Origin of the sequence: Algoriphagus sp. PAP.12 (assembly GCF_026652115.1) — a bacterium.
GTDB lineage: Bacteria > Bacteroidota > Bacteroidia > Cytophagales > Cyclobacteriaceae > Algoriphagus.
Genome location: NZ_JAPPSQ010000009.1, coordinates 16708 through 42739 on the forward strand (window position 1 = coordinate 16708; position 26032 = coordinate 42739).

The 26032-nt window shown below is 39.0% G+C and carries 20 protein-coding genes; 14 read left to right on the forward strand and 6 right to left on the reverse strand.

All coding sequences use genetic code 11. The features are described 5' to 3' along the window. Position 1: 1 nt before the first annotated feature. The 3 genes from O0V13_RS12095 to O0V13_RS12105 are packed head-to-tail and all read left to right on the forward strand — an operon-like array spanning position 2 to position 2615. Complete coding sequence (locus O0V13_RS12095; RefSeq protein ID WP_268035225.1) at positions 2–280, forward strand: hypothetical protein; 279 nt, start codon at positions 2–4, stop codon at positions 278–280. Next, positions 277–1041, forward strand: a complete 765-nt coding sequence (locus tag O0V13_RS12100) for an MBL fold metallo-hydrolase (protein ID WP_268035226.1) — start codon at positions 277–279, stop codon at positions 1039–1041. Before O0V13_RS12095 ends, O0V13_RS12100 begins: the two co-directional genes overlap by 4 nt. Next, complete coding sequence (locus O0V13_RS12105; protein ID WP_268035227.1) at positions 1041–2615, forward strand: NFACT RNA binding domain-containing protein; 1575 nt, start codon at positions 1041–1043, stop codon at positions 2613–2615. The genes O0V13_RS12100 and O0V13_RS12105 overlap by 1 nt, the downstream gene beginning before the upstream one ends. On the opposite strand, the gene O0V13_RS12110 is transcribed toward O0V13_RS12105, so the two are convergent. From O0V13_RS12110 to O0V13_RS12125, 4 genes are all read right to left on the reverse strand, one after another. Beyond that, positions 2616–3374 (reverse strand): LytR/AlgR family response regulator transcription factor, encoded by a 759-nt coding sequence (locus O0V13_RS12110; protein ID WP_268035228.1) that lies wholly within the window; start codon positions 3372–3374, stop codon positions 2616–2618. It abuts the gene before it with no gap. 119 nt (positions 3375–3493) lie between these two features. Beyond that, a complete protein-coding gene (locus tag O0V13_RS12115) occupies positions 3494–5359 on the reverse strand; it encodes a fasciclin domain-containing protein (protein WP_268035229.1) in 1866 nt (621 codons plus the stop codon). A gap of 170 nt (positions 5360–5529) precedes the next feature. Further along, positions 5530–6954 carry a pyruvate kinase gene (pyk, locus tag O0V13_RS12120; RefSeq protein WP_268035230.1) on the reverse strand — a complete coding sequence of 475 codons (1425 nt, stop codon included), beginning with the start codon at positions 6952–6954 and terminating at the stop codon, positions 5530–5532. A 6-nt stretch (positions 6955–6960) separates the two neighbouring features. Further along, a complete protein-coding gene (locus O0V13_RS12125) occupies positions 6961–7389 on the reverse strand; it encodes an IPExxxVDY family protein (protein ID WP_268035231.1) in 429 nt (142 codons plus the stop codon). A 152-nt stretch (positions 7390–7541) separates the two neighbouring features. Here O0V13_RS12125 and O0V13_RS12130 point away from each other — a divergent pair, with 152 nt between their 5' ends. From O0V13_RS12130 to O0V13_RS12150, 5 genes are read left to right on the forward strand one after another with little or no spacing between them, the layout of a single operon-like run. Next, a complete protein-coding gene (locus tag O0V13_RS12130; protein WP_024282156.1) occupies positions 7542–7778 on the forward strand; it encodes an acyl carrier protein in 237 nt (78 codons plus the stop codon). Positions 7779–7797: 19 nt separating this feature from the next. After that, on the forward strand, positions 7798–9048 hold the full coding sequence (fabF, locus tag O0V13_RS12135) for a beta-ketoacyl-ACP synthase II (protein WP_268035232.1): 1251 nt from the start codon (positions 7798–7800) through the stop codon (positions 9046–9048). Positions 9049–9055: 7 nt separating this feature from the next. Beyond that, a complete protein-coding gene (rnc, locus tag O0V13_RS12140) occupies positions 9056–9796 on the forward strand; it encodes a ribonuclease III (protein ID WP_268035233.1) in 741 nt (246 codons plus the stop codon). Between the two features lie 16 nt (positions 9797–9812). Then, a complete protein-coding gene (gene nadE, locus O0V13_RS12145; RefSeq protein ID WP_268035234.1) occupies positions 9813–11654 on the forward strand; it encodes an NAD(+) synthase in 1842 nt (613 codons plus the stop codon). A gap of 5 nt (positions 11655–11659) precedes the next feature. Further along, complete coding sequence (locus O0V13_RS12150) at positions 11660–12763, forward strand: prolipoprotein diacylglyceryl transferase (protein WP_268035235.1); 1104 nt, start codon at positions 11660–11662, stop codon at positions 12761–12763. Here the strand turns inward: O0V13_RS12150 and yidD are convergent. Beyond that, positions 12760–12984: a membrane protein insertion efficiency factor YidD gene (gene yidD, locus O0V13_RS12155; protein ID WP_268035236.1), complete on the reverse strand. Its 225-nt coding sequence runs from the start codon at positions 12982–12984 to the stop codon at positions 12760–12762. The two genes, O0V13_RS12150 and yidD, sit on opposite strands and share 4 nt — an antisense overlap. Positions 12985–13045: 61 nt before the next feature. Between yidD and O0V13_RS12160 the strand changes: the two genes are divergently transcribed. The 6 genes from O0V13_RS12160 (at position 13046) to O0V13_RS12185 (ending at position 23107) form a co-directional block, all read left to right on the forward strand. Next, positions 13046–14500, forward strand: coding sequence for a hypothetical protein (locus O0V13_RS12160; protein ID WP_268035237.1), 1455 nt, complete (start codon positions 13046–13048; stop codon positions 14498–14500). A gap of 539 nt (positions 14501–15039) precedes the next feature. Beyond that, positions 15040–17469, forward strand: coding sequence for a zinc-dependent metalloprotease (locus O0V13_RS12165; RefSeq protein ID WP_268035238.1), 2430 nt, complete (start codon positions 15040–15042; stop codon positions 17467–17469). 137 nt (positions 17470–17606) lie between these two features. After that, a complete protein-coding gene (locus tag O0V13_RS12170; protein ID WP_268035239.1) occupies positions 17607–18986 on the forward strand; it encodes a tetratricopeptide repeat-containing protein in 1380 nt (459 codons plus the stop codon). A 23-nt stretch (positions 18987–19009) separates the two neighbouring features. Then, on the forward strand, positions 19010–21043 hold the full coding sequence (locus tag O0V13_RS12175) for a M3 family metallopeptidase (protein ID WP_268035240.1): 2034 nt from the start codon (positions 19010–19012) through the stop codon (positions 21041–21043). A gap of 98 nt (positions 21044–21141) precedes the next feature. Continuing rightward, positions 21142–22191, forward strand: a complete 1050-nt coding sequence (locus O0V13_RS12180) for an AI-2E family transporter (RefSeq protein WP_268035241.1) — start codon at positions 21142–21144, stop codon at positions 22189–22191. Further along, positions 22175–23107 (forward strand): tetratricopeptide repeat protein, encoded by a 933-nt coding sequence (locus O0V13_RS12185; RefSeq protein WP_268035243.1) that lies wholly within the window; start codon positions 22175–22177, stop codon positions 23105–23107. Before O0V13_RS12180 ends, O0V13_RS12185 begins: the two co-directional genes overlap by 17 nt. On the opposite strand, the gene O0V13_RS12190 is transcribed toward O0V13_RS12185, so the two are convergent. Next, complete coding sequence (locus O0V13_RS12190) at positions 23095–25995, reverse strand: ATP-binding protein (RefSeq protein WP_268035244.1); 2901 nt, start codon at positions 25993–25995, stop codon at positions 23095–23097. The genes O0V13_RS12185 and O0V13_RS12190 overlap by 13 nt on opposite strands. Between the last annotated feature and the right edge of the window lie 37 nt (positions 25996–26032).

Here is a 26032-nt window from a genome sequence, read left to right on the forward strand (position 1 = left end):
TATGGCTATCAAATTCACAAAGCATTTTTTGGACAAATTGGAAAACCTTTTTGCAGCGTCGGATTATGTATTGCGCTATGAAAAGGGGAACTTCAAGTCCGGCTATTGTGTATTGAAAGAAACCAAAATTGTCATCGTCAATAAATACTTTCCCCTAGAAGGAAAAATCAATGCCCTAATCGACATCCTTGGCGAATTGCAATTGAACCCGCAGGATTTTAAAGAAAAATCAGCACAGGATTTCTTGAAAGAACTGCAACAAACTCAATTAAAATTTTGAAAATCAAATTCTTAGGAACTGGAACTTCCCAAGGAGTACCTGTAATTGGATGCCAATGTGAGGTCTGCAGATCCTTGGATTATCGGGACAAAAGATACCGATCTTCAATTTACTTGGAAATAGATGGTGTTCATCTGGTGATCGATACCGGGCCCGATTTCCGGTCCCAGATGCTCGCCCAGAACATCTCGAGACTTGATGCGGTTTTGTTTACCCATGAGCACAAAGACCATACTGCAGGATTGGACGATATCCGACCTTTTAATTTTTCTCAGCAAAAAGACATGCCTGTCTTTGGAAGAGAACAAGTTTTGGATCAAATCAAAAGAGAGTTTTCATACATTTTCTCAAGCCATAAGTACCCAGGTGTTCCACAGGTAGAACCCATAGAAATCACAGAATCACCTTTCAGTTTTGAAGGGATTACCATCACTCCCATTCCTGTTTTGCATTATAAGCTGCCGGTTTTTGGGTTTAGGATTGGAGATTTCACTTATATCACCGATGCCAATCAAATTCCCGAAAGTTCGATTCAATTGATACGTGGTTCAGAAACAATCGTCTTGAATGCCTTGCAGAAAACTCCACATATCTCCCACTTCACGCTGGAGGAGGCCATTGATATGGCTGGACAATTAGGCGCAAAAAACACCTATCTAACTCATATTTCACACAAATTGGGACTTCATGCTGAAGTGGAAAAAGAACTTCCTGAAGGAATCCATCTTGCTTATGACGGCTTGGAGTTATCTTTGCCTTAATGCACCTTAATTTTCATTTCCTACAGTACCTCTGCCCTGTTCTCAGTTCCGAATTCAAGGGAAAAACAATCACCGAATGCTTTTCTCAAAGTAAGGATGAACTGATCATTCATACCTCCGATGAACAAAGTGAACGATTTATTCGGGCGCACTTTTTACCACCACAGATTTATTATTCCTTTCCTGGCCAGTTTAGCAGAGCAAAGAGGAATTCGATCAATCTCTTCCCAGAAATCATAGGAGAGACCATTCAATCTTGTCAGGTCTTGCAATTTGAGAGGGCTTTCTACTTCGAAATGGAATCCAGCGGAATTCTACTTTTCAAACTCCATGGAAATCGAAGCAATGTCCTTTGGTATCCTGATGGTGAAGAAACTCCAGAAAAGATATTTAGAAATGAATTCCAAGAAGACAAAACCCTTAATTGGAAGGATTTAGAAAAGAATCTAGATCTCAGTAAGGAATCATTCGGAGCTCTTGATGGAAACGCTTCTAAGTATCTGCCCACCCTGGGAAAAGTACCACGCGAATGGCTAAAAAACCAGGGCTATATTGATGCGACTTTACCTGAAAAATGGGAATTAATGCAAAACCTAGTAGACATGCTATCCACTCCCCTGTTTACTTTGGCAGAAAAAGAAGGAGATGTATTCTTGAGTCTCCTTCCTGAACAAAATCCAATCAAGACTTTTTCCGACCCAGTTGAAGCGGTCAATGAGCTTTTCTACAAAGCCATGGTTGTTGGAAACTTTGAAAAAGAGAAAAAGCAGCTTTTGAAAAAATATGGGGATGAGCTAAAAAAAACCGAAAACTACATCACCAAGTCAAGGAAGAAGCTTGAGGACTTGCAAAACGCCCAACCACCCTCCCAAATCGCAGATGTCATCATGGCCAATCTGCATAAGTTCAATGCCTCACAGCGAGAATATGAATTAGAAGACTTTTACACAGGTAAAACACTTAATATCAACCTAAAACCGAATCAAAAAGCGACAGACCTGGCAGAAAATCTTTATAGAAAAAACAAAAACCGACAAATCGAAGTAGATCAAATCACCCAGGCTATTCAATCCAAGGAAAACAAGCAATTGGAATTGGAAGAAAAAATTCTGGAACTAGAATCCATGGATGGATTTCGAGATCTCAAGGATTTCAAAAAAAACCACAAAGAGGACAAGGCCCTGCAAAAAGAGCAAATCAATCTTCCATTCCGGCAGTTTGAGCTTCAGGGCTTTTCTATTTGGGTAGGGAAATCCGCCAAAGACAATGATGAGATGCTTCGTCATTACATCCATAAAGATGACTTATGGCTCCACGCCAGACAGGTTGCTGGATCACACGTGGTGATCAGAAATAAAGGAAAAGCGAGTATCCCTAATTTTGTATTGGAAAGGGCCGCATCACTGGCTGCCTTCTATTCCAAACTTAAATCCGACAGTCTGGCTCCTGTGATTTACACAGAGGCAAAATTTGTAAGAAAAGTGAAGGGATTGGCTCCCGGAGCGGTGATGGTAGACAAAGAAAAAGTAATCCAGGTTCCGCCACAAGGGCCATCTGAAGACATCATCTCCTGATTATTGGTTGATCCAATTTTTGAATTCGGCCACCCTTTCTCGGGCTACTACCACCATTTCCTCAAATTTTGAATTCATCGAAAGGACCAATCTTCCATTGACATAAGGTTTGATTTCGATGAGACTTTCCAAATTAATGATCATCGAGCGATTGATTCTGTAAAAATGAAAAGGGTCCAGCAAATCATTTTCCAGCTCATTGAGGCTGTGATTAAGGATGTATTTATTGGAAGAGCCATTTTCCATTAAATAAGTAATCCCGTCTTCTGTAAAGAAAAAAGCAATTTCCTGAGTGGGAATAAATACATACTTCTTCCCTATTTTGGTTAAAAACCGTCTTCTGAAAGACTTGGGTTTTTCTTCATTCCATCTATTTTCTTTTCTGAATTTGGAGGCTAGTATCGAATTGATTTTTCTGGTCTTTTCAAATGCCTGAATGATTCTATTTTCATTGGCTGGCATAAGGATGAAGTCCAGGCAAAAAAACTGAGTAGCCTGATACGCATATTCGGTTGATTGGGCTAAAAATATGATCGGAATAGCCATACTATCCCTTTTCAAAACATCAAAAACAAAAGGCTCTGAATCAGTGACTTGACAAAAAATCAAGTCAAATTGATCAAAATTGGGACTTGAATCTTCGAGGAACTGCATCGGAGATAAAGCTAAAAAGCAGGAATTCGGAAATTCAGTCAATTTCAATGCTTTTCTAACCAAATTTTGACTTACTGAATCACAGCCTACTAGAAGAATATTCATGGGTTATTTGGGTTAAAAATTGTGGAAACTGGGCACTTTATGAACAGGATCGATTATAAAATGTTTAAAAAAAAGGGGTAGAAACCTCTACCCCTCGATGTGCCTGTCTGAAATTAATATTAGAGAGTCGGTAATAAGACCCCGTCAATCACATGCACAACGCCGTTCCCGATTGCCACATCTGCAGCTACGACATTATAGGTATTCCCCATGGCATCGGTCACGGTTACTCCAGATCCAGATTTGGTAACGGTCAATTCTTCCCCTGCCAAAGTTGGAACCATTTGAGTGCCTTCAGCTAGGTCAAATGAAAATGCAGCAGCTGGAACTACATGAAATCCAAGCGTCTTTTGAACACCATCTAGACCAATCATACCAACCAATTCCTCCAAAGAACCCGCTCCCAATTCCGTTAACAAATTCATAAAAGCCTGATCAGTTGGCGCAAAAACAGTCATTTCCTCCGCATCCAATAAAGTTTGTCCCAAACCAGCTGCAGTCACAGCTTGCAAAAGAATAGTTAAGTTGGCCGCTGTTGCAGCTTCTACTACATTTGGAAGCGAATATTCAGGAAGTAAAACTCCATCTATTACATGTACAACTCCATTTTCAATGGCCACATCTGCTGCTACAACTTGAGCTGAATTTCCCCAAGCATCAGTTACCATTACACCTGATCCATCTTTTGTAACAGTCAAATCCTGACCGGCAAGTGTGGTAAAGGTATTGGAAGCGTCCAAATCAGTGGAGAAAGCAACCGCTGGAACAACATGAAAACCAAGGATCGATTGAAGGTTTTCAATACCACCTATTTTGGCTACCAGCTGGTCTAGATTATCAGCATCATATGCTTCCAAAGCTGCTGCAAATGCATCGTTAGTTGGTGCAAAGACTGTCATTGCTTCTGCATTTAACAAGGCATTGCCTAATCCTGCAGCAGTTACGGCGTCAATTAAAGTGGTCAATCCTGCCGCTTGTGCAGCTTCCACAACATTCGGCAACATCAAATCCGGCAACATCATCCCATTTAGAACATGAACCACTCCGTTTGAAATTTCAATATCAGCAGCCACAACTTGTGCTGTTCTTCCTAGTTGATCTATCACAGTAACTGTTCCACCAGATTTTTCTACTGTAATCTCTTGCCCAGAAAGTGTAGGAAAAGTATTAGTCGCCTGAAGATCCGAAGAAAATGCCACAGCCGGTACCACATGGAAGCCTAACACTTTTTCTAGGTTTTCAAGCCCTCCAATTTTAACTACTAATTCATTTAAATCAGAGGCATTGAAAACCTCCAAAGCAGCTGCAAAAGCCTCATTTGAAGGAGCAAAAACTGTGATCTGATCAGCAGAAAGCAGATTCTCCGCTAATCCATCGACAGCTGTCACTGCTGTGATCAGGGTTGTTAAATTATATTTTGTGGCTGCTTCTACTAAAGTCGGAGCAGGTAATTCAATCGACGGAATAAGAACTTGATCAATTACATGAACTAATCCATTTTCGATATTCACATCCGCCTGAATCACTCTTGAAGAATTTCCCGCATAATCCTTAACTATTACACCAGCTGGAGATCTTTCAATTTGTAAAGGTTGGCCTGAAAGAGTTGTAAAATAATTTACTTCTTTCAGGTTTCGAGAATAAATTTTGGATGGAACGACATGGAATCCTAAAACAGTTTGCACATTCATAGCTCCACCTACTTTTTCTACCAATTCATTTAGATTGGAAGCACCAAATTCTTGGAGTGCATTGGCAAATGCTTCATTGGTAGGTGCAAAAACGGTAATTTGATCCTGATCTTGCAGAGTTGCCTCAAGACCCGGAATGGATCTAACCGCGGTCACCAAGGTAGTCAAACCGGCATCTTCAGCCGCTTCCATTAAGGTTGGATAAGGAATCGGACCTTGATAATCTTGATCATCACAGGAAAGGATCGAGAGAAAAATCGATCCCAAAAAGAAGTACTTAAATAATTTTGTCATAGCTATTTTAGTTGTTTATCTCAACAACTACCAGCTATTCAGAAGAATCGAAAAAAACCCTTCGAATTGTACCAAATTCATGTTCAATTGTCATTTTTATTGGGTGAACCGAAAAACAAAAAAGGCTGAAACCCTTAGGAATCAGCCTTCTTTCAAAAGATTTGGAAAATCTATTCCACCATGTGGATTTTAAGCATATTGGTTCTTCCTTTTGCTTTCAATGGCATGCTAGCTGTATTGATAATTAAATCACCAGTGTTCACATGCCCATCTTTTTGAAGAGTTTTTTCGATATCAACAAAAGTCGCGTCAGTAGAAACTTGATTTTCATAGAAATAAGCTCTTACACCCCAAACCAATGACATTTGGGTAATTAATGATCTATTTCTTGTAAAAATAAAAATTCCAGCAGAAGGTCTATGAGATGCGATTTTGAAAGCTGTAAAACCAGAGGAAGTAATTCCTACAATTGCTTTGGCACTTACATTTCTAGATAATCTTGAAGCCATCAAAATCAAATTGCTGCTTAAGAAAGTAGGATCTTCTTCAGGGATCTTATACAAATGATGATAGATATCTGCATTTTGCTCCAAATAGCTGATGATGCTACTCATCGCTTTTACAGCATTAACAGGATATTTTCCAGAAGCTGTTTCTGCTGAAAGCATTACTGCATCTGCACCATCCAAGACTGCATTACCTACGTCATTTGTTTCTGCTCTAGTTGGACGAGGATTGGAAATCATACTTTCCATCATCTGGGTTGCGATAATTACTGGCTTACAGGCAACCTTACATTTTTGCACCATTCTTTTTTGCCAGAGAGGAACTATCTCCATAGGAACTTCAACCCCCAAATCACCTCTCGCTACCATGATCGCATCAGTAGCTTCAATGATGGCATCAATATTTTCTAAAGCTTCAGGTTTTTCAATCTTAGCAACAATCTTACAGTGTTTTCCTGCCTTTTGAATTCTTTCTCTCAAATCGATGATGTCTTCAGCAGACCGAACAAAAGAAAGAGCGATCCAATCCACATCCTGGCTTAATCCAAATGCCAAATCTTCAATGTCTTTTTCCGTCAATGAAGGTGCAGAAACTTTAGTATTTGGAAGATTAATACCTTTTCTGGACTTCAAAATCCCACCATGGATTACTGTACAGTTAACATTCTTACCATCAGTATCATTTACTACTACTTCCAAGTTACCATCATCAATCAAAATTCGATCTCCAGCCACTACATCATTTGGAAGGTTTTGATAAACAGTACTGACTAAAGAACTTGTACCAACTACCGGGTCATTGGTGATGGTAATAGGATCTCCTGGCTTGATTTCAACACCGTTATTTTCAACTTCTCCAACACGAATTTTAGGCCCTTGCAAATCCTGAAGAATCCCCAAATTCCAATTCATCTCAGCATTTACTTTGCGGATGATTTCAATATTGGCTTGGTGAACATCATGGGATCCATGAGAAAAATTCAATCGAAAGACGTTTGCGCCGGCCAAAGCAAGACTTTTAATCGTCTCATAATTATTAGATGCAGGGCCTATTGTCGCAAGAATCTTGGTTTTGTTAATATGACTCATTGATTTTTAATAAGTTAACAGGTTCTCTTTAGATTTAAGTTTGCTGACGTCCAATTTCATCACGTTCTGAATAAAAGGAATTTTCGCCAGTTCGTTTGCAAATGTATTAATACTTATTTGAAAGGTTTGGTCTTGTACCAAAAGGAAATAATCCATGGACTTCAGCTCAGGGATGAGATAAGACACCTGATTGTTGGTGTTTAGGGCTTTGTTTTTGAGCAATTGAACATATCCATGCGGTAAAGAAAGGAAATATTGACTAATTTTCAGATGTGGATCCGAAAGAAACTCAATTTCTAAGTCCTCCCATTTAATGAGGTCCAGGTCCAATTGCCGATTGATCAACCAGGCCATCTTATAGTCCCTCACAGGGGACACAAGGCCCAATACATCAAAATCATACGTATGTTCAATCTGTAATTTTACCTTCTTCATTGAGGAAGAAAATGGAGCTAAACAAAGTTAGAAAATTAAATTCTACACAAAGAAAACGCAATTTGCTTAAAAATTTACTTGAATCATTTCTTTGTCAATTAGCTTATAAATATATTTCTTTGCGGAGTGTTATTAACTAAACTGATCACAAAATGTCTGAAATTGCACAAAAAGTAAAAGCCATCATCGTTGACAAACTGGGCGTTGAAGAATCTGAAGTGACTATGGAAGCTAGCTTCACCAATGACTTGGGAGCTGACTCTCTTGACACTGTAGAACTAATCATGGAATTCGAAAAAGAATTCAACATCTCTATCCCAGATGATCAGGCTGAGCAAATCGGCACGGTGGGACAGGCTGTTTCCTACCTTGAGGCTAACGTAAAATAATAACCAATAAATTCATTCCATGAATTTAAAAAGAGTTGTTGTAACTGGTATTGGTGCCCTTACCCCCATTGGCAATACTTCCGAAGAATTTTGGAAGGGATTGGTTGCGGGTGTAAGTGGCGCTGCGCCAATTACCAAGTTCGACGCTTCACTTTTCAAAACCCAGTTTGCTTGTGAAGTAAAAAACCTTGACCTGGATCAGTTTATTGATCGAAAGGAAGCCAGAAAAATGGACCCTTTCACACAATATGCTATGATCACAGCGGATGAGGCTATGGCAGACTCCGGTTTGGATCTAGAAACAATCGACAAATCCAGAGCAGGTGTAATTTGGGGATCGGGTATCGGCGGTCTGAAAACTTTCCAAGATGAGGTGACTTATTTTGCGAATGGTGACGGAACTCCTCGATTCAACCCTTTCTTTATCCCAAAAATGATCGCTGACATCAGTGCAGGCTTTATTTCCATCAAGTATGGATTCAGAGGACCAAACTTTGTCACCGTTTCAGCCTGTGCCTCTGCAACCAATGCCCTGATTGATGCATTTAATTACATCAGACTAGGCAAAGCAGACATCTTTATTTCAGGAGGTTCCGAAGCAGCAGTAACTGAAGCAGGAATCGGCGGGTTCAATGCCATGAAGGCACTTTCCCAAAGAAATGATTCTCCTGAGACTGCCTCCAGACCATTTGATAAAGACCGAGACGGATTTGTATTAGGTGAAGGTGCAGGAGCATTGATCCTTGAAGAATATGAGCATGCCAAAGCCCGTGGAGCAAAGATTTATGCTGAGCTTGTAGGTGGCGGAATGTCTGCAGATGCCAATCACATCACAGCACCACATCCAGAAGGATTGGGAGCTAGCTCTGTGATGGACTTTGCACTTCAAGATGCTAATTTGAAACCAGAAGATATTGATTACATCAATGTGCATGGAACTTCCACTCCTCTTGGAGATGTGAGTGAAACCAAAGCAATCCAAAAAATATTTGGTGACCATGCATACAAATTGAATATCAGTAGTACCAAATCCATGACGGGTCACCTTCTTGGAGCTGCAGGTGCTATCGAAGCAATTGCTTCTATCAAGGCCATTCAAACAGGCATAATCCCTCCTACTATCAATCATTTCACCGATGATGAAACCTTTGATCCGGGATTAAACTTGACCTTTAATAAAGCTCAGCAAAGGGAAGTAAACTATGCTTTGAGTAACACTTTTGGATTTGGCGGTCACAACTGTTCTGTCATTTTCAAAAAATATAACTGATCAGGGTTTGAAACTCTTTCAGCAACTCGGAGTACATCTTCTCTTTCTCAATAAAAAAGACAAAAGGCTTGCTGCCGCCATCAAATTGATGACTGGCAGCAAGCCTTTTAATATTTCCCTATACCGACTCGCCATCACTCCTGCAGGATTGGGTGAAGAAACCAGCCAAGGATTTAAAATTTCCAATGAACGACTGGAATTCCTTGGGGACGCTATACTAGGAGCTGTAATAGCAGAGCATCTTTTCCAGAAATACCCCTATAGAGACGAGGGTTTCCTAACAGAAACCAGATCAAAATTGGTCAACAGGGAAAGTCTCAACCAAACAGGGATCAAAATTGGTCTTCGTAAGATTCTTGACCAAGAACTGGAAAACAGAACTTTTACAGGCAATAAATCTCTCTTTGGAGACATGTTGGAGGCATTAATCGGAGCCACTTATTTGGATCATGGCTATGCTTTCACCAAGAAGTTTATTCTAAAACGGATCTTGCTTCATTTTGACCTGGAAGGAATGATCGCCACCACTACCAATTACAAAAGTAAAATCATTGAATGGTCCCAAAAGGAAAATAAACAGGTAGAATTTAAAGTTTTACATGTGCATGGGAACCAGAGATTCAAGGAATTTATTGTTGCTTTGGAAGTAGAAAACAAAGAAGTAGCCCAAGGCAAAGGGAGTACCAAGAAAAAAGCAGAACAGGATGCTTCCAAAAATGCCTGTGAAGAACTCAACATAGCCACCTGATTTTGATATCAATTCTATGTCATCAATAAAAATCGGAGCAGCCACACTCAACCAAACTCCACTAGACTGGAAAGGAAATTTTAATAGGATTGTCAGTGCCATTGAGCAAGCGAAATCTGAACAAATTGAAATCCTTTGCTTTCCCGAGCTGGCTATCACCGGCTATGGATCTGAGGATCTATTCTTAAGCTATTGGTATCCTAAAAAAGCTCTGGAACAACTCAAGGCTTTAATTCCTTTTACAAGCGGAATTACAGTGGCTGTAGGCCTTCCGGTAAGGGTTGGCACTCAAGTATACAATACAGTCGCTATCGTTGAAAATAGCCAGCTAAAAGGCTTTGTAGCGAAGCAATTCCTTGCCATAGACGGAGTTCATTATGAATTCCGATGGTTTACCCCTTGGAAGGCATTTGAAAAAATTGAATTTGACTTTTTTGGCCAGACCGTCCCATTCGGGGACATAACTTTCCATCATGAAAATATCCACTACGGATTTGAAATCTGTGAAGATGCATGGAGAGGACCTGTCCGACCGGCTTATAGACTACAAGAAAGAAAAGTTGACCTCATTTTCAACCCAAGTGCAAGCCATTTTGCAATGGGTAAAACTCAGGAGAGAAAAGAACTGATCGAATCCAGCTCAGAGATTTTCGATTGCTACTATTGCTATGTCAATCTCTTGGGAAATGAAGCGGGAAGGATGATCTTCGATGGAGAAACGATGCTAGCCAAATCAGGCAAACTCCTGTACAGAAATCAGCTGCTCTCCTACCAAGATATCCAGTTGCAATCCTTTTATTTAAAGGATGAAGTGCAGCTAGTGGCTCCTATTTTGGAGAAAGAGAAAGAATTTGTCCAGGCAGCTAGCTTGGCTCTTTTCGATTATATGAGAAAAAGCCGAAGCAAAGGATTTGTCCTCTCCCTATCTGGAGGTGCTGATTCCTCCACGATTGCCGTTTTGGTGGCGGAAATGGTAAGACGTGGATTGGAAGAATTGGGAGTAGAGACATTTTGTAAAAAAGTCGGTATACCTATTCCTGAAACTGACAAAGACATTGAAAAAGGGTTGGTTAATCAGTTATTGACCACTGCGTATCAAGGGACTAAAAACTCTTCAGACGATACCTTCCAAAGTGCCAAAAATTTGGCAGAAAGTCTGGGTGCAGTCTTTTATGATTGGAAAATCGATGAAGAAGTAGAATCCTACACTTCCAAGATCGAAAAGGCAATTGGTAGGGAATTGACTTGGGAAAAAGACGATATTACACTTCAAAACATTCAGGCAAGAGCGCGTTCTCCGATTATCTGGATGCTTGCCAACATCAATAATGCATTGCTTCTTTCCACTTCCAACAGGTCTGAAGGAGATGTAGGCTATGCGACCATGGATGGAGATACGAGTGGCAGTATTTCACCGATAGCCGCTGTAGATAAATATTTTATTCTTCATTGGCTCAGATGGGCTCAGGAAAACTTGGACAGACCAGGGCTGCAATATGTTAATTCTCTTCAGCCAACGGCAGAACTGAGGCCTCTGGAAAGAACCCAGACGGATGAAAAAGATTTGATGCCTTATGCATTGATCGTGGAAATAGAAAAACTTGCCATCCGGGATCAACGTTCACCCATGGATATCTATTTAATCCTGAAAGAAGAGCTTGAAATAGATGCTCTTCAATTAAAAGGATATATTAAAAAATTCTTTCAACTTTGGTCACGAAATCAATGGAAGCGAGAAAGACTTGCCCCTTCTTTTCACTTGGATCAATTTAATGTAGACCCGAAAACCTGGTATAGATTCCCGATTCTTTCTGGTGGATTTGCCGAAGAGTTGGAATTATTGGATAAAACTGAATAAAACTTATGCTTTCTTATTTACTGAATTATGTAGTGTGGGATCCCAATCCAGCTGTTTTTGCTGGTTTTGAGCGCCTGAGATGGTATAGCCTTCTCTTTGCCTTGGGATTTATCATCTCCCAGCAGTTCATGATTTACTTTTTCAAAAAAGAAGGGCAAAATCCCGAATTGGTTGACAAACTAACCGTTTACATGGTTTTAGCTACCATTATCGGAGCTCGTTTGGGCCATGTTTTATTCTACGAACCGGACAAATATCTCAGCAATCCCATCGAAATCCTGAAAGTTTGGGAAGGAGGGTTAGCCTCTCATGGAGCAGCTATTGCCATTTTATTTGCCCTTTGGCTTTATACTAAAAGAACTCCCGGCCAAAGCTATCTCTGGGTGGTAGATAGAATCGTCATCGTAACGGCCATGACAGGAGCTTTGATCCGGTTTGGGAACCTGATGAACTCAGAAATTGGTGGAAAAGATTCGGGTTCAGACACAGGAATTGTGTATATGTGGCATACGGATGAATTGCTTCAATCTCTTCGAGTACCGATCGAATCGATTGATTCTTATAAACCATCAGATCGTGAAGGAGAAGCTACCGGAAATGGAGTGGTTCCTGTGAATATTGAAATCAAAATCAATAAAGGAAACTTCACCAAAGAAACACTTGAGACCACACTCAGAAGCGATATTAAGTATGCTTTGACTCAGTTTGAATCCTCTAAAACTTATTTAGCTGAGGAACCTGAAAGCCCACTGGATATGATATTGGAAGAAAATAGCAGTGGATATGTGGCCACTGTAAAAACATTTGGCCGAGTGAAATATCCAACCCAAATCTATGAGTCTCTTTCTTACTTTGTCATTTTCTTGATTCTTCTTTCCATTTGGGCTAAATACAAGTCACAAGTCCCAGAAGGCCTATTGCTTGGTCTCTTCTTGATCATGGTGTTTGGAATGAGATTCGTTTGGGAGTTTTTCAAAGAAAACCAAGTGGAATTTGAAGATGCAATGCAATACAATATGGGACAGCTTTTGAGTATTCCTTTAGTATTAATTGGGGTAGGCTTGATTATTCGAGCTTTGAAAAACGGGCTTCCCAAAAAGATCAATTAAGGGACAGGATCATGTCCATGGCCTCCCCATGGATGGCAGCGACCGATCCGTTTCAAACCCATCCAGCCACCTTTGAAAGGACCATGTTTCAAGATTGCTTCTTTCATATATTGGCTACAAGTAGGTGTATACCTACAATTTGAAGGAAATAAGGGCGAAATCATGTATTGGTAAACCAATACTGGGAATATTGCAATCTTTCTGATGAGTGTTTTAACCATTTGTATTACCTTTTGAAAAGGTCTCGATCTAGAAACCAAAAGTATTGAATCAGAATTCCTTTTGAAACTGAAAATTTTACATAAACTAGTAATTATACTCTTTTGTCTTTTATGGGAATTGCCGATTGGCTTTGCTCAGGACACCTCTTTGGCACCAGCCAACTCTAATGCTGGTGATACTCCAGAACGAGTGAAGGTGAATAACATCTTTATCATTGGGAATGAGAAAACTCAAAAAAACATCATTCTTAGAGAACTCGATTTTACAACTGACTTCTATTATGATTGGGCCACATTTTTAGAAATAATAGAAGCTGACCAAAAGAAAATATATAATCTTAGATTATTTACCTCAGTTGAGATAACTCCTTTGATCACCGGTGAAGAAGAAGTTGAAGTATTGATTGCCGTAAAAGAAAGATGGTACATTCTTCCTTCATTGATTTTTCAATTGGCAGATAGGAATTTTTCAGAATGGTGGACCAACCAAAATCGTGATTTTTCTCGTGTTAATTATGGCTTGCGACTATCTCATTCCAACGTTGGTGGAAGAAATGAAAAACTAAAATTCGCAGGCCAATTAGGTTTTACAAAAGCCTTGGATCTGCAATACAGCAAACCTTATATCGACAAGAAACAAAAGCATGGTCTGGCCATGCAGGTCACCTATTTTGAGCAGAAAAATATCCCCCTCAAATCAAGTAATAACAAACAAGTATTCTATACCAATGAAACAGAGGATGTATTGCGAAGAAATATCGGTTTGGCCATGCGCTACACTTATCGCAGAACATTCTATAATTTTCATTTCTTGACGCTTGGGTACAGCAACACCAAAGTTCACCCTGATGTCTTGATCCAAAACCCGGAATATTTTCAACATGGTGACAATAAACTCCGCTACCTCTATGCCACCTATAGTTTCCGACATGATCGTAGAGACAATGTTTCTTATGCTACCGATGGAGAATTGTTACAAATCTCTGCCACCAAATATGGATTGTTTTACACCAAAGAATTGGACGAGGTAGAAGTCAATTTGACTGCCAATAAGTATTTTAAATTCAACGAGAAATTCCACTTTGTAACTGGCCTGACTGCCAACTGGTTTTTGAGTATCAGTCAACCCTATACTTTGGTAAGGGGGATTGGCTATAGCCCTAACTTTATCCGGGGCTATGAGCTAAACGTCATAGAAGGTCAACAACTCTATGTGCATAAAAACAGCTTTCGATGGAAGTTTGTGGATTATGACATAGACATTTCTAGTCTGGTACCTCTCGAGCAATTTAGCACCATTCCTATCCGGTTATATCTCAGTGCGAATTTTGACCATGGCTATGTAAAAGACCGTAATTTCAAACCTGAAAACGCCAATTTGACCAATCAATATCTATTTGGATATGGACTGGGAATTGATTTTGTTGGATTGTATGATAATGCAATCAGATTTGAATATTCTTTCAATAATAATGGCGGGGCCAACTTCTTCCTAAACTTCAAAGCTCCCTTTTAACTTGAAAAAATCACTTGATTATTTAGTGATTAGTTGATTTTTTTTAACTAATTTACACATAGATTTTCAAGTCTCCAAACAGTTATCCTTGAGATCTCGAGTACTTTGGAGTGATGTTAATGTTAATAATTCCCAAAGCCATGGTTACATGATCCTCCAGGATGTCAAATTGGGGATGAACCGCTGGAGATTAACAGGCAGATAAACCCTATTTGATACGATGATTAGGATTCAAGAATTTACACTTTTGAAAACCATGTCCTTTGGACTTTTTCGATCCCAGCCTTCTCTGGACAAGGCCAACGATTTTATTTGATTGGACAATATGATCTAGGTAAGAAAACCACCCTGAATTTGCGATTTGCTCGAACTACCTATGCCGATCGAGATAAAATCAGTAGTGGATTGCAAGAAATTGCCAGTTCCCACCAAACTGAAAGCAGTTTTTTGATCCGATATTTCTTGAATCGTTAATTTTCCATCAATGGTGTATAGATACCTTCCATTTTTTAATAATTTGACGTCAAAGACAAACCTTTATGAAAAGAACATTTACCACCACCTTCTTCCTTCTTTTCTGCATTTTCCAGATTCAGGCCCAAGGCTTGGATTTAAGTAAAATGACCAAAAAAGAAGGATTTATTACCTTTTATCTGGATGAGGATAAAGGGAAAATTTATCTGGAAATCGACAAACTAGATAACGAATTTCTCTATGTAAGCTCTCTGACAGCGGGTGTAGGATCCAATGATCTCGGTCTTGACCGCGGTCAATTGGGCGGTACCAGAATCGTTGAATTTCGCAAAACCGGAAACAAGCTTTTAATGGTTCATAAAAACTATGATTTCAGAGCTTATTCAGACAACCCGTATGAAGTAAAAAGTATTCAGGATGCCTTTGCCGAGTCAGTACTTTGGGGCTTTGAAATCGCTCAGAAAGACGGAGACAAAATGATTGTGGACGCTACCAACTTCTATATGCAGGATACGCACGGAGTTGGTGACAGACTGACTCAACGAAGACAAGGGAGCTATCGAACTGATGCTTCTAGATCCGGTCTTTATTACCCGATGATCAAAAACTTCCCTGAAAACACAGAAGTGGAAGCCACAATCACCTTAACAGGCAATGCAACTGGTGGCTTGGTAAGATCAGTAACTCCTAGTCCAGATGCGGTTACTGTGAGACAAAGACATTCCTTCATCAAATTACCTGATGATCAATACACGCCACGTGAATTCGATCCTAGAGCTGGATTTTTCTCCATCAATTACATGGATTTCACCACGCCAATTTCTGAGCCAATTGTCAAAAGATTTATTTCCAGACATAGATTGATCAAGAAAAATCCAAATGCAACGGTTTCAGAAGTGGTTGAACCGATCGTTTATTATTTGGATAGAGGAACACCAGAGCCAGTTGCCTCGGCATTGATCGAAGGTGGGAACTGGTGGAATCAGGCTTTTGAAGCGGCTGGATTCAAAGATGCATTCCGCGTCGAATTAGCTCCTGAGGGAATGGATTTGATGGATGTGAGATACAATGTGATCCAATGGGTTCACCGGTCCACTCGTGGCTGGTCTTATGGTAGCAGCGTTCGTGATCCAAGAACAGGAGAAATTCTAAAAGGCCACGTTTCTTTGGGATCCCTTCGAGTAAGACAGGATTATTTGATTGCCCAAGGCTTGATCCAACCTTTTGAAGAAGGAAAAGAAGCTGACCCAAGAATGCTTGAAATGGCCTTGGCTAGGTTGAGACAGCTTTCTGCACATGAAATAGGTCATACTATCGGCTTGGCACATAGCTATGCAACATCTGCCGACAATCGTTCATCCGTAATGGATTACCCTTACCCTTTGATTACTATGAATTCCAAAGGTGAAATCGATTTGAGTGATGCCTATGATGATAAAATCGGAGCCTGGGACAAATGGGCTATAACAGTAGGATATGGATATCCTAAAGCAGGTCAAAGTGAAACAGAGTTTATCAATGAAACTTTGGAAAAAACCTATGAAGATGGCCATGAATTCATCACCGATTCGGATTCAAGAGATCCTAGCGGTGCACATCCAAGATCACACTTGTGGGATAATGGAAATTCAGCTTCAGAAGAATTATTAAGAATGCTTGAGATTAGAAAAGCAAAATTGGCAACTTTCGGTCTGAATGCCATTCCAACTGGAACACCAGAAGCATTATTAGAAGAAGTTTTGGTTCCTTTATACTTAATGCACAGATATCAACTAGAGGCAGCCAGCAAAGTGATTGGGGGATTGGATTACAATTACAAAGTAAAAGGCGACAACCAACCTCAACACTCTTGGGTGTCATCTTCCGACCAATCAAATGCACTAAATGCTCTTTTAACCACTATTTCTCCAGAGGAGTTGGAGATTCCTGCTGATATTTTAGCATTGATCCCACCAAGACCTTATGGGTTTTATAGAAACAGAGAAACATTCGTGTCCAGAACTGGTCCAGTTTTCGATCCAATTGCACCTGCCGAAAGCGTGGTAGATTTGACTTTGGACTTCTTGCTTGAATCCGGAAGAGCAAACAGGATATACCTTCAAAAACTTCAAAATAGTTCACTTCCTGGATTTGAGGATCTTTTGAAGAAAATAGATGAATCTGTTTTCCAAAAATCACTTCCATCAGGACTAAAAGGAGAAATCAAGATGATGACCGAGGCAAAAATCGTTGATCATTTAATTTCTTTGGCAAACAATGCCAATGCCTCCAATACTGTCAGAGGATTGATCAGAGCCTATTTGGATGGTTTAGCAAATAAAAGTTTGAATTCTAGAAACGGTTCAACATTGTTTGCTGCCCACTCAAGCTATCTTGCGGATAAAATCAATTCTTATCTGGAATTACCTCAAGAATTGGTCGTTCAAGAAAGTCTTAAAGTACCGGATGGATCACCCATCGGCAGTGAAAGCATGACTTGCGACATGGATTATTAATCTTTTGAAGGCCGAGATCTTTTCTCGGCCTTTTTTATTCAAACTCTTCAAAACAAGATTCCCCGCTTGGAAATATGAATTCTTCATTGAAAAACTTAGATTAAGGAGAATAAATCACTCTTAATCAATTTTTTAAAATGGGAGAAACTAAAAGAAGATGTTTTGTGGTCATGGGCTTTGGAATCAAAACCGATTTTGTAAATGGCCGAAAACTGGATTTAAACAAATCCTATCGGCTTCTAATCAAACCAGTGGTGGAAGCTAAAAACCTGGAATGTGTCAGAGCGGATGAAATCCTCCACTCTGGAAATATAGATGTACAAATGTATCGAGAACTTCTCGAAGCTGATTTGGTCATTGCTGATCTTTCTACAGCTAATCCAAATGCCTTATATGAACTAGGGGTCAGACATGCATTGAGACCTTATACCACCATTGTCATTTCCGAAGACAAATTGGTTTACCCCTTTGATCTCAATCATATTCTGATCACCAGTTATCAACATTTAGGAGACGCTATTGATTATGAAGAAGTGGAGCGCTTTAGGGATACACTTGGAAAACTCATCGACTCTGTAATTGACAAAGATGAATCAGACAGTCCGGTTTATACTTATTTGAATTCTTTGGTCCCCCCCTCTATTCATAAGAAAATCAAAGAAGCAATTCAGGACTCTCCTCCTGTAGCCGCCCCAGCCGCAGAACCTTCAGCAGCAGTTGGCAAGGCCTTTTCACTCATTATCCAAGAAGCAGAAGACGCCATTGAGGTCAAGGACTTTGCAAAAGCTCGGGACCTTTTCAAATCTGCCCAAATCCTCTCTGGAGATCAAAAGGACACCTATCTGGTTCATCGACTGGCTTTTTGTACCTACAAAGCAGCCGAACCGGATTTGGTAAGTTCACTTTATCAATCTTTGGAATTGCTAAAATCCATCAATCTGGCTCATACAAATGATCCTGAAACAGTCTCTTCTGCTGGCGCAGTGGAGAAAAAACTATATGAATGTGGTGAAGGAAACCAGCATCTGGAGGATTCCATTTTATATTACCAAAGAAGTTACTATTTGCTTAATAATCGATATAATGGTATCAGCTTGGCCATGACCTTGGTCTATCGAGCGACATCCTCCATTGCAAAAACAGATCAAGATCGCATTGCCGATTTAATTTTTGCTCGAAGAACATGGGAAAGAGTCTTATTTTTATGTGACAGGGATTGGCCTATCATACTTTCTAAAGAGATGAACGACTCCCAGTTGATGAATGATGGAACCAAAGACGGACAAGAATTAGGAGAATATTATAACTCCCAAAAATATTGGATCCTTGTCAATCGAGCTGAAGCTTTATTCGGTCTGGGCAGATTTGACGAATTCAGGCAATCAATAGAGGAATCCAAAAAAGTCCAGCATCATCCTTGGCAAGTTGAGAGCTTTCAACAACAATTGGGTAAATTAGCGACTGAAATGAAAAAAGTCGGGCATCTTCTTGAACCAAAATGGATCTCTCCCGATTAAGTAATTAAGCTAATCGAATCTTTATGAATAACCCACTTTTGGCGAATTTCACCACGCCATTTGAGACTGCACCATTTGATAAAATCAAAAACGAAGACTTTTTACCTGCTATTAAAAAGGCAATCAAACTAGCCAAAACGGAAATTTCTAGCATCAAGTCTGAACCACTTCCGACCTTTGAAAATACCGTTGAAGCTTTAGATTTGGCAGGTAAAAAACTTAATGTTATTTCTTCTATATTTTTCAATCTCAATTCCGCTGAGACAAATGAAGAAATTCAAAAGTTGGCTCGTGAGATTTCACCATTGCTGACAGAATACTCGAATGACATTCTGTTGGACAAAGAACTATACGAGCGGATTTCTCAAGTTTTCAACCAAAAAGAAGAATTAAATCTAAGTCCTGAGCAAAAAACCTTATTAGAGAAATCTTACAAATCTTTTGTAAGAAATGGAGCCAAACTTTCCGATGAAGATGCTTCAACTCTTCGAAAGATAGATCAGGAATTGGCCCAAAAATCTCTTCAATTTGGTGAAAATGTATTAGCAGAAACCAATAAATATGTCCATTTCGTAGAATCTGAAGACCTTTTAGCTGGTTTGCCGGATAGCATCAAAGAAGCAGCTGCTCAAATCGCTGAAGAAAAAGGGAAACCTGGCCAATGGGCTTTTACCCTTGCCTATCCATCCTATATTCCGGCAATGACCTATTTGAAAAACAGGTCTTTGAGAAAGGAATTATTCATTGCATACAATACAAAATCTAGTAAAGGTGATGACTTGGACAATCAAGAAACAATCAAGTCAATCCTGAAACTCAGAGATCAACGAGCCAAGCTATTAGGATACCAATCTCATGCACACTTTGTTCTGGAAGAAAGGATGGCAAAAAGCCCCCAGGCGGTCATGGATTTCTTGAAAAACATGTTGGTTAAAGCCAAGCCAAAGGCTGAGCAAGAAGTTGCTGAATTGGAAGCTTATGCGCAGAGATTGGATGATCTGGATCGATTGGAAAAATGGGATTTCGCATTCTACTCTGAGCTTCTTAAAAAAGAAAAATACGAATTGGATGATGAGCTATTAAGACCTTATTTCCAATTGAAAAATGTGATCAATGGTGTTTTCCAAACAGCTGAAAAACTCTATGGGCTTCAATTCATCCCCAATCCTGATATACCTGTTTATCATCCAGATGTAACTGCATATGAGGTGAAAAATCAGGAAGGAAAGCATATTTCGGTATTCTACGCAGACTTTTTCCCACGTGCTGGAAAGCGAAATGGAGCTTGGATGACCAGCTTCAAAGGTCAATTTCAATCTCATGGTCAAGACCACAGACCTCATGTTTCCATTGTCTGTAATTTCACCAAACCAACCAAGAGCAAGCCAAGTCTTTTAACCTTCAATGAGGTCACAACGCTATTCCATGAATTCGGTCATGCCCTCCATGGAATGTTGGCAAATGGACATTATGAAACCCTTTCTGGAACCAGCGTCTATTGGGATTTTGTAGAGCTTCCTTCTCAGATTTTCGAGAATTGGTGTTATGAAAAAGAGTGTCTGGATCTATTTGCAAGGCATTATGAAACAGGAGAAAAAATCCCAGAGAAGCTGATTGAAAGAATCAAGAAAGCGGCCAACTTCCAACAAGGCTATCAAACTGTTCGCCAATTGAGTTTTGGCTTGCTTGACATGGCTTATCACAATCAAGACCCTGCTAGAATTCAGGATATTTTTGATTTTGAAAAAACGGTCATGAAGCAAACCGAACTCCTACCCGATGTTCCTGGAACATTGATGAGTACTTCATTCTCTCATATTTTCCAAGGGGGATATTCAGCTGGCTACTATAGCTATAAATGGGCAGAAGTACTGGATGCAGATGCTTTTGAGTTATTTCAGGAGAATGGAGTTTTTGATCCAGAAACTGCAGAATCATTTCAGAAAAATATCCTTTCAGCAGGTGGAAGTGAGCATCCATCTGTCTTGTATAAACGATTTAGAGGTAGAGAACCCAAACCAGATGCACTATTGAGAAGAGCGGGATTGATTAACTAACCTTTGTTTTTCGAAATTGTAGAATTATCTTCTGAAAAATTTCCAAGATGACCGTTAAAAAGCTGAATATCCCACCCTATTTATCAGCACTCTCAATTATGTTATTCATAATTGTGCTGGTTTTCTTTCTAATCATTGGGAAAAGTCTTCTTATTCCGCTTTTTCTCGGAGGTTTCTTCGCAATCCTCTTTACTCCTTTGAGTAATCTAATGGAAAAAGTAAAGTTTCCGAGGGCTCTTTCTTCTTTTGTATCCCTACTGCTAATGACAATGTTAGTCGGTGGTCTGATCTCATTTATAATAGCAAATGTGGCCACTTTCACTAAAGATTTCGATGACGTATCAGGGAAATTTGGACAATATGCAGAACAGGTTGATACATGGACTAAAAACAACCTGCAAACGGATTATGAAATCAGAAAGAAAGTAAATACAGAATACTTGAAGAATATTCTTGTTGAAAACAGTTCAAGTATTTCAGATTTTGCGCTTAAAACGGTTGGCTCACTTTCTGGAATTGTATTGATTCCAGTGTTTATGTTTTTCTTCCTATTGTATAGAGATCATTTGACAAAAATGATGATCATGATTTACCGTGATCGAGATCCAGTACTGGTAAAAATGCGGATTACAAGCCTTACCAAGGTAATACAACATTATATTGTAGGTGTCGGAAAAGTGATGGTCATTTTGGCAATTTTGTATATCATTGCCTATTCTATACTTGGAATCAAACATGCTATTTTCTTTGCAGTTCTAGGAGCAGTTCTTAATATTATTCCTTACGTTGGTCCTTTTATTGGGATTCTACTTCCGGTTCTATATTCATTTCTTACAAAAGACAGTCTTTTTTATCCAGTTGCTGTATTAGTTTCATACCAAATTATTCAAATGTTGGAAGGGAATTTCTTGACACCAAAAATTGTCGGAGGAAATGTAAATCTGAACGCATTTATAACCTTCATAGGATTATTGATCGGTGGAACAATTTGGGGCGTAGCTGGTATGGTTTTGGTTATTCCGACGATGGCCATCCTACGGGAAATATTTGACCTAAGTGAAGAAACTAAACCATTTGCCTTTCTCATGGGAGAAGAAAAATCCAATGAGACGGAAAAACCAACTAAAAAAGATGAAAATTCAGAATAGCCTTTTGGCTGGAATAATAGCCCTAACACTTTTCTCATGTGACTCAATTGAAGATAAGAAAGGCCGGTTTTTGCTCAAAGGAAATGAAAAGCTAGAAGAAAACGACCCAAAATCTGCAATAGATTTCTACCATGAAGCTATTGAATTGGACTCAACCTATTCAGATGCTTGGTTTAATAAGGCTGTTGCACATTTGAAATTACATCAATTAAATGAGGCTATTGCAGATTTTTCTCAAGCCATCAATTTTCGTCCCGACTATCCGAATGCATATTTTCAACGTGGTTTAAGTTATTTGGACAATGGAGAATTCTACAAGGCAAAATCCGATGCAGAATGGCTTCATAAAAATGACTCAGAAAACTGGGAAGGTTATTTTTTATCAGGGTTGGTAGCTGAAAAATTAGAAGATTATCCTACTGCTTTGACCTCTTTTCAGAAAGCCTCAGAATTAAATCCCTCTAATTCAGACCTGTTGGTCAATCAAGCTACTGTCTATTACTATCAAAAAGAATTTGAGGAAGCTTCTAAACTTTTGGATAAAGCTGAATCTATCAATCCCTCAGAACCAAACCTTCATAATTTAAGGTCTATGATTGCTTTTGATTATGGCAAATATCAAGAGGCTCTTGAAGCAGTCGAGAAGGCAATTTCTCTGGATAGCCGACAAGCTTATTATTACAATAACAAAGGGCTTTATCTCTTATTCTTAGGAGAAAAAGAAAAAGGGCTTGAATTAATCAATCAAAGCATCCAAATGGATGACTCCAACCCCTTTGCCTTGAGAAATAAAGGGATATTTTATGTAATGGAGGGAGATAAAATTTCTGCATTACAATATTTGACAGAGCTCTACAAAGACTATCCTGATATGGAATTAGTAGAGGAATATTATAAGAAAGCTCAAGATTTATGATTCTCTAAAATCACTTCTTTAATTTTCTTTAAAAGTTCAGCTGCATCAATAGGTTTGGCAACGAATCCCTCAAAGCCTATTTCATTGATTTTCTCCATTATCTCCAATTTTGCTGCAGCCGTAAGGGCAATCACAGGTGTATCGGAGATTTTTTTGATTTCTGATGTAGCCGTAAAACCATCCATTACTGGCATTTGAATATCCATTAAAATGCAATCGTAATTTTTGTTTTTAATTGCCTCGACAGCCTGGGCACCGTCTCCCACTCTTTCAAAAGTATAGCCCCATTTTTTGATGATTTTACCTAAAACCAAGGCATTTACATCATTGTCCTCTGCCATGAGAAGGTGGAGATTGGAAAAATCTTTTGAATAACCATTGAACTGATTGTTAGAAATAATTTTCTCAGTGGCCAAATCAAACTCGAGTTCAAAATAGAACTTACTACCTTTTCCTACTTCAGAATCCAATTGGATTGTACCTCCCATCAAATTTAACAAACGACGAGTAATGGAGAGACCTAATCCTGTACCTCCGTATTTCGTGCTAAAAGTTGGTTTTACCTGATCAAAGTCTTGGAAAATTTTTTCCTGATTCTCTTTAGCAATTCCAATCCCGGTATCTTTTACTTCAAAATATACTTTGACTTTATTTTGATTACTATCTTTCAATTGAAGAGACACATCTACGTGACCTTCATTTGTGAACTTCAAAGCATTAGTGATCAGATTATTTAAAATCTGAGAAATTCGAGTTTTATCCCCTTTAACAATTACATCCAATCCATCACTTAGATGAAGTTGGAGGTCATTTTTAGTATCCCTAGCATGGAATGAAAGCCCCTTCATCACTTGTACTACCAGTTCCTTCAATTGGAAAGGTGCTTTTTCAATTGTCAATTTACCTGCTTCAATTTTCTGGAAATCAAGCAAATCATTAATCATAATGATCAGATTATCTACCGCAAAATTGATAGTATTGAGTGTATTCTTTTGAACCTCATTTGGGCTCTCTTGAAGCAATGAATAAACAGAACCTGAGATTGCATTCAAAGGAGTTCTCAGTTCATGACTAATCATCGATAGAAAATCTGATTTGATCTGGCTTGCTTTTTCAGCTGTCTTTCTCGCTTCATCAAGTTTGGTTTCAAACTCCTTTTGTTGACTGATATCCGCCAAATACCCATACCAAACCATATCGCCATTTTCCAATGTCTGGGGTCTAGCAGCACCTAAAACCCAACGATATCCAGTTGGCTCTGCCTCATTTTTCACTCTGAACTGACATTGCCATGGCTCTTGCTTTTTGGCTGAAGCAACAGAACTCATGATTACATTTGGCAGATCTAGTGGATGAACTCTTGAAATAGCAACCGATATATCCGTAAAGTTTTCAATATCCTGAGAAGACAATCCCAAAACTGAATTAATCCCTTTGGATAAAAATGAGAAACTCATCTTGCCATTTTCATCCAATACCAATTGATACAGACCTCCTGGGACCTGTTCTGTCAAATTCATTAAGAAATCACTACTTGCCTCCAATGATTTTTCAAGTACAACCTTCTCAGTTATATTTTTAAATGAGAGCAATACATAGTCTTTGCCCTGATCATTAAAAGGTTTGGAAGCTATTTCCAGAGTTAGCTGTTTTCCAATTCCATTTATCAAAAGTGTTGAAAAACGCTTTGGCCCCAATTCATATCCAGAGGTATTGATCCAGTCCTTCCATTGGTCTGTTTCCTCAAAAATTACATTCAATTCAATCAAATGCTGGAAACTTTGTCCGGGATCTATTCCTAATAATTTTCTCGCCTCATCATTACACAAAAAAATCTTTCCATCAGGATAAACCACCATCAAAGCATCAGGAGATTCAGTCAAAATATTATTGACCAGCTGAACTGAAATTTCTAACTCTCTCTTTTCGGAATTATCAAAAACAACTCCCACCCATTGTTTCTTACCAGAAATGGAATTGATTAGTTCACCTTTAATCTCCAAAGAAAGTGATGCTAGTGTATCCTTAAAAATTTCCTCCCCTTCAGGTAATTCCTTGAGCTTTGCCTTTAGCTCGGTTTCTAACACTGAAAGTTCAGGTTTTTCAAGCGGCAAAATAGATTCCGCAGATTCATCCCAATGGATTCCCGACTCATCTAAGTACCAAGTTCCTGTTTTATTTAAACTATGAGCTTTTTTCTGAACCTGAGAAAGATGTTTCTCTTTTTGCTCTAACTCAAGTTGATCAGTTTTATCCCTTCCTATCAAATAAAAATGTTCTTCTGTAAATTGGACAGAACATTCCAAAAATCTAAAATTCCCATCTTTCCCTTTTATACGTGCCTTAAAGAATCCTAATTGATCTTCGTTTCCCTTATTTTTCCAAATTTCTCGAACAGTTTCCAAATCCTGTTCATGGATCAATGGACATAGACTGGTATTTAATAATTCAGATGAATCAAACCCAAGAATTGGAGAAACTGCAGCATTGGTATAAGTTAGAAAGTCATGCTGTCCAATCCCTATTAAATCTAAACCTGATTTAAAAAATTGGTGAATTTCCTTTCTATTGGGGAACCCATGTGTTTTAAGTTCTTTTCCTTTGTAAAACAAAAAATAATTGGCCCCACTCTCTTGAGGCAATTCCAAGCGAAAAGAATAATCACTATCGCCGTGTGTCAGCACCAATTCTTCCTTGAAAATATAGGCATTGATATCTAGGCCTAACCCAACTAGGTTTCTATCTTTCAGAGATTCCCCTATTTGACTCTCAAAAGACTCATTACCATAAAAAATAGCATAGGGGAAGGTATCATCAGCCAAAAACACCATCTCTGAAGATTCATAGATGATCTTTTTAAAAGTACTATTGATACCCCTTGCTTGCATTGAATTATTCTTTCAAATGAGGGTATTATGCGTATTA

Bases quoted from the DNA above. Each gene is read 5' to 3' on its own strand.
- O0V13_RS12170 (WP_268035239.1), top strand. From the start codon at position 17,607: ATGGGAGAAACTAAAAGAAGATGTTTTGTGGTCATGGGCTTTGGAATC.
- fabF (WP_268035232.1), top strand. From the start codon at position 7,798: ATGAATTTAAAAAGAGTTGTTGTAACTGGTATTGGTGCCCTTACCCCC.
- O0V13_RS12175 (WP_268035240.1), top strand. From the start codon at position 19,010: ATGAATAACCCACTTTTGGCGAATTTCACCACGCCATTTGAGACTGCA.
- O0V13_RS12165 (WP_268035238.1), top strand. From the start codon at position 15,040: ATGAAAAGAACATTTACCACCACCTTCTTCCTTCTTTTCTGCATTTTC.
- pyk (WP_268035230.1), bottom strand. From the start codon at position 6,954: ATGAGTCATATTAACAAAACCAAGATTCTTGCGACAATAGGCCCTGCA.
- O0V13_RS12105 (WP_268035227.1), top strand. From the start codon at position 1,041: ATGCACCTTAATTTTCATTTCCTACAGTACCTCTGCCCTGTTCTCAGT.
- O0V13_RS12150 (WP_268035235.1), top strand. From the start codon at position 11,660: ATGCTTTCTTATTTACTGAATTATGTAGTGTGGGATCCCAATCCAGCT.
- O0V13_RS12110 (WP_268035228.1), bottom strand. From the start codon at position 3,374: ATGAATATTCTTCTAGTAGGCTGTGATTCAGTAAGTCAAAATTTGGTT.
- O0V13_RS12125 (WP_268035231.1), bottom strand. From the start codon at position 7,389: ATGAAGAAGGTAAAATTACAGATTGAACATACGTATGATTTTGATGTA.
- O0V13_RS12115 (WP_268035229.1), bottom strand. From the start codon at position 5,359: ATGACAAAATTATTTAAGTACTTCTTTTTGGGATCGATTTTTCTCTCG.
- yidD (WP_268035236.1), bottom strand. From the start codon at position 12,984: ATGGTTAAAACACTCATCAGAAAGATTGCAATATTCCCAGTATTGGTT.
- O0V13_RS12190 (WP_268035244.1), bottom strand. From the start codon at position 25,995: ATGCAAGCAAGGGGTATCAATAGTACTTTTAAAAAGATCATCTATGAA.
- O0V13_RS12180 (WP_268035241.1), top strand. From the start codon at position 21,142: ATGTTATTCATAATTGTGCTGGTTTTCTTTCTAATCATTGGGAAAAGT.
- O0V13_RS12130 (WP_024282156.1), top strand. From the start codon at position 7,542: ATGTCTGAAATTGCACAAAAAGTAAAAGCCATCATCGTTGACAAACTG.
- nadE (WP_268035234.1), top strand. From the start codon at position 9,813: ATGTCATCAATAAAAATCGGAGCAGCCACACTCAACCAAACTCCACTA.
- O0V13_RS12095 (WP_268035225.1), top strand. From the start codon at position 2: ATGGCTATCAAATTCACAAAGCATTTTTTGGACAAATTGGAAAACCTT.
- O0V13_RS12185 (WP_268035243.1), top strand. From the start codon at position 22,175: ATGAAAATTCAGAATAGCCTTTTGGCTGGAATAATAGCCCTAACACTT.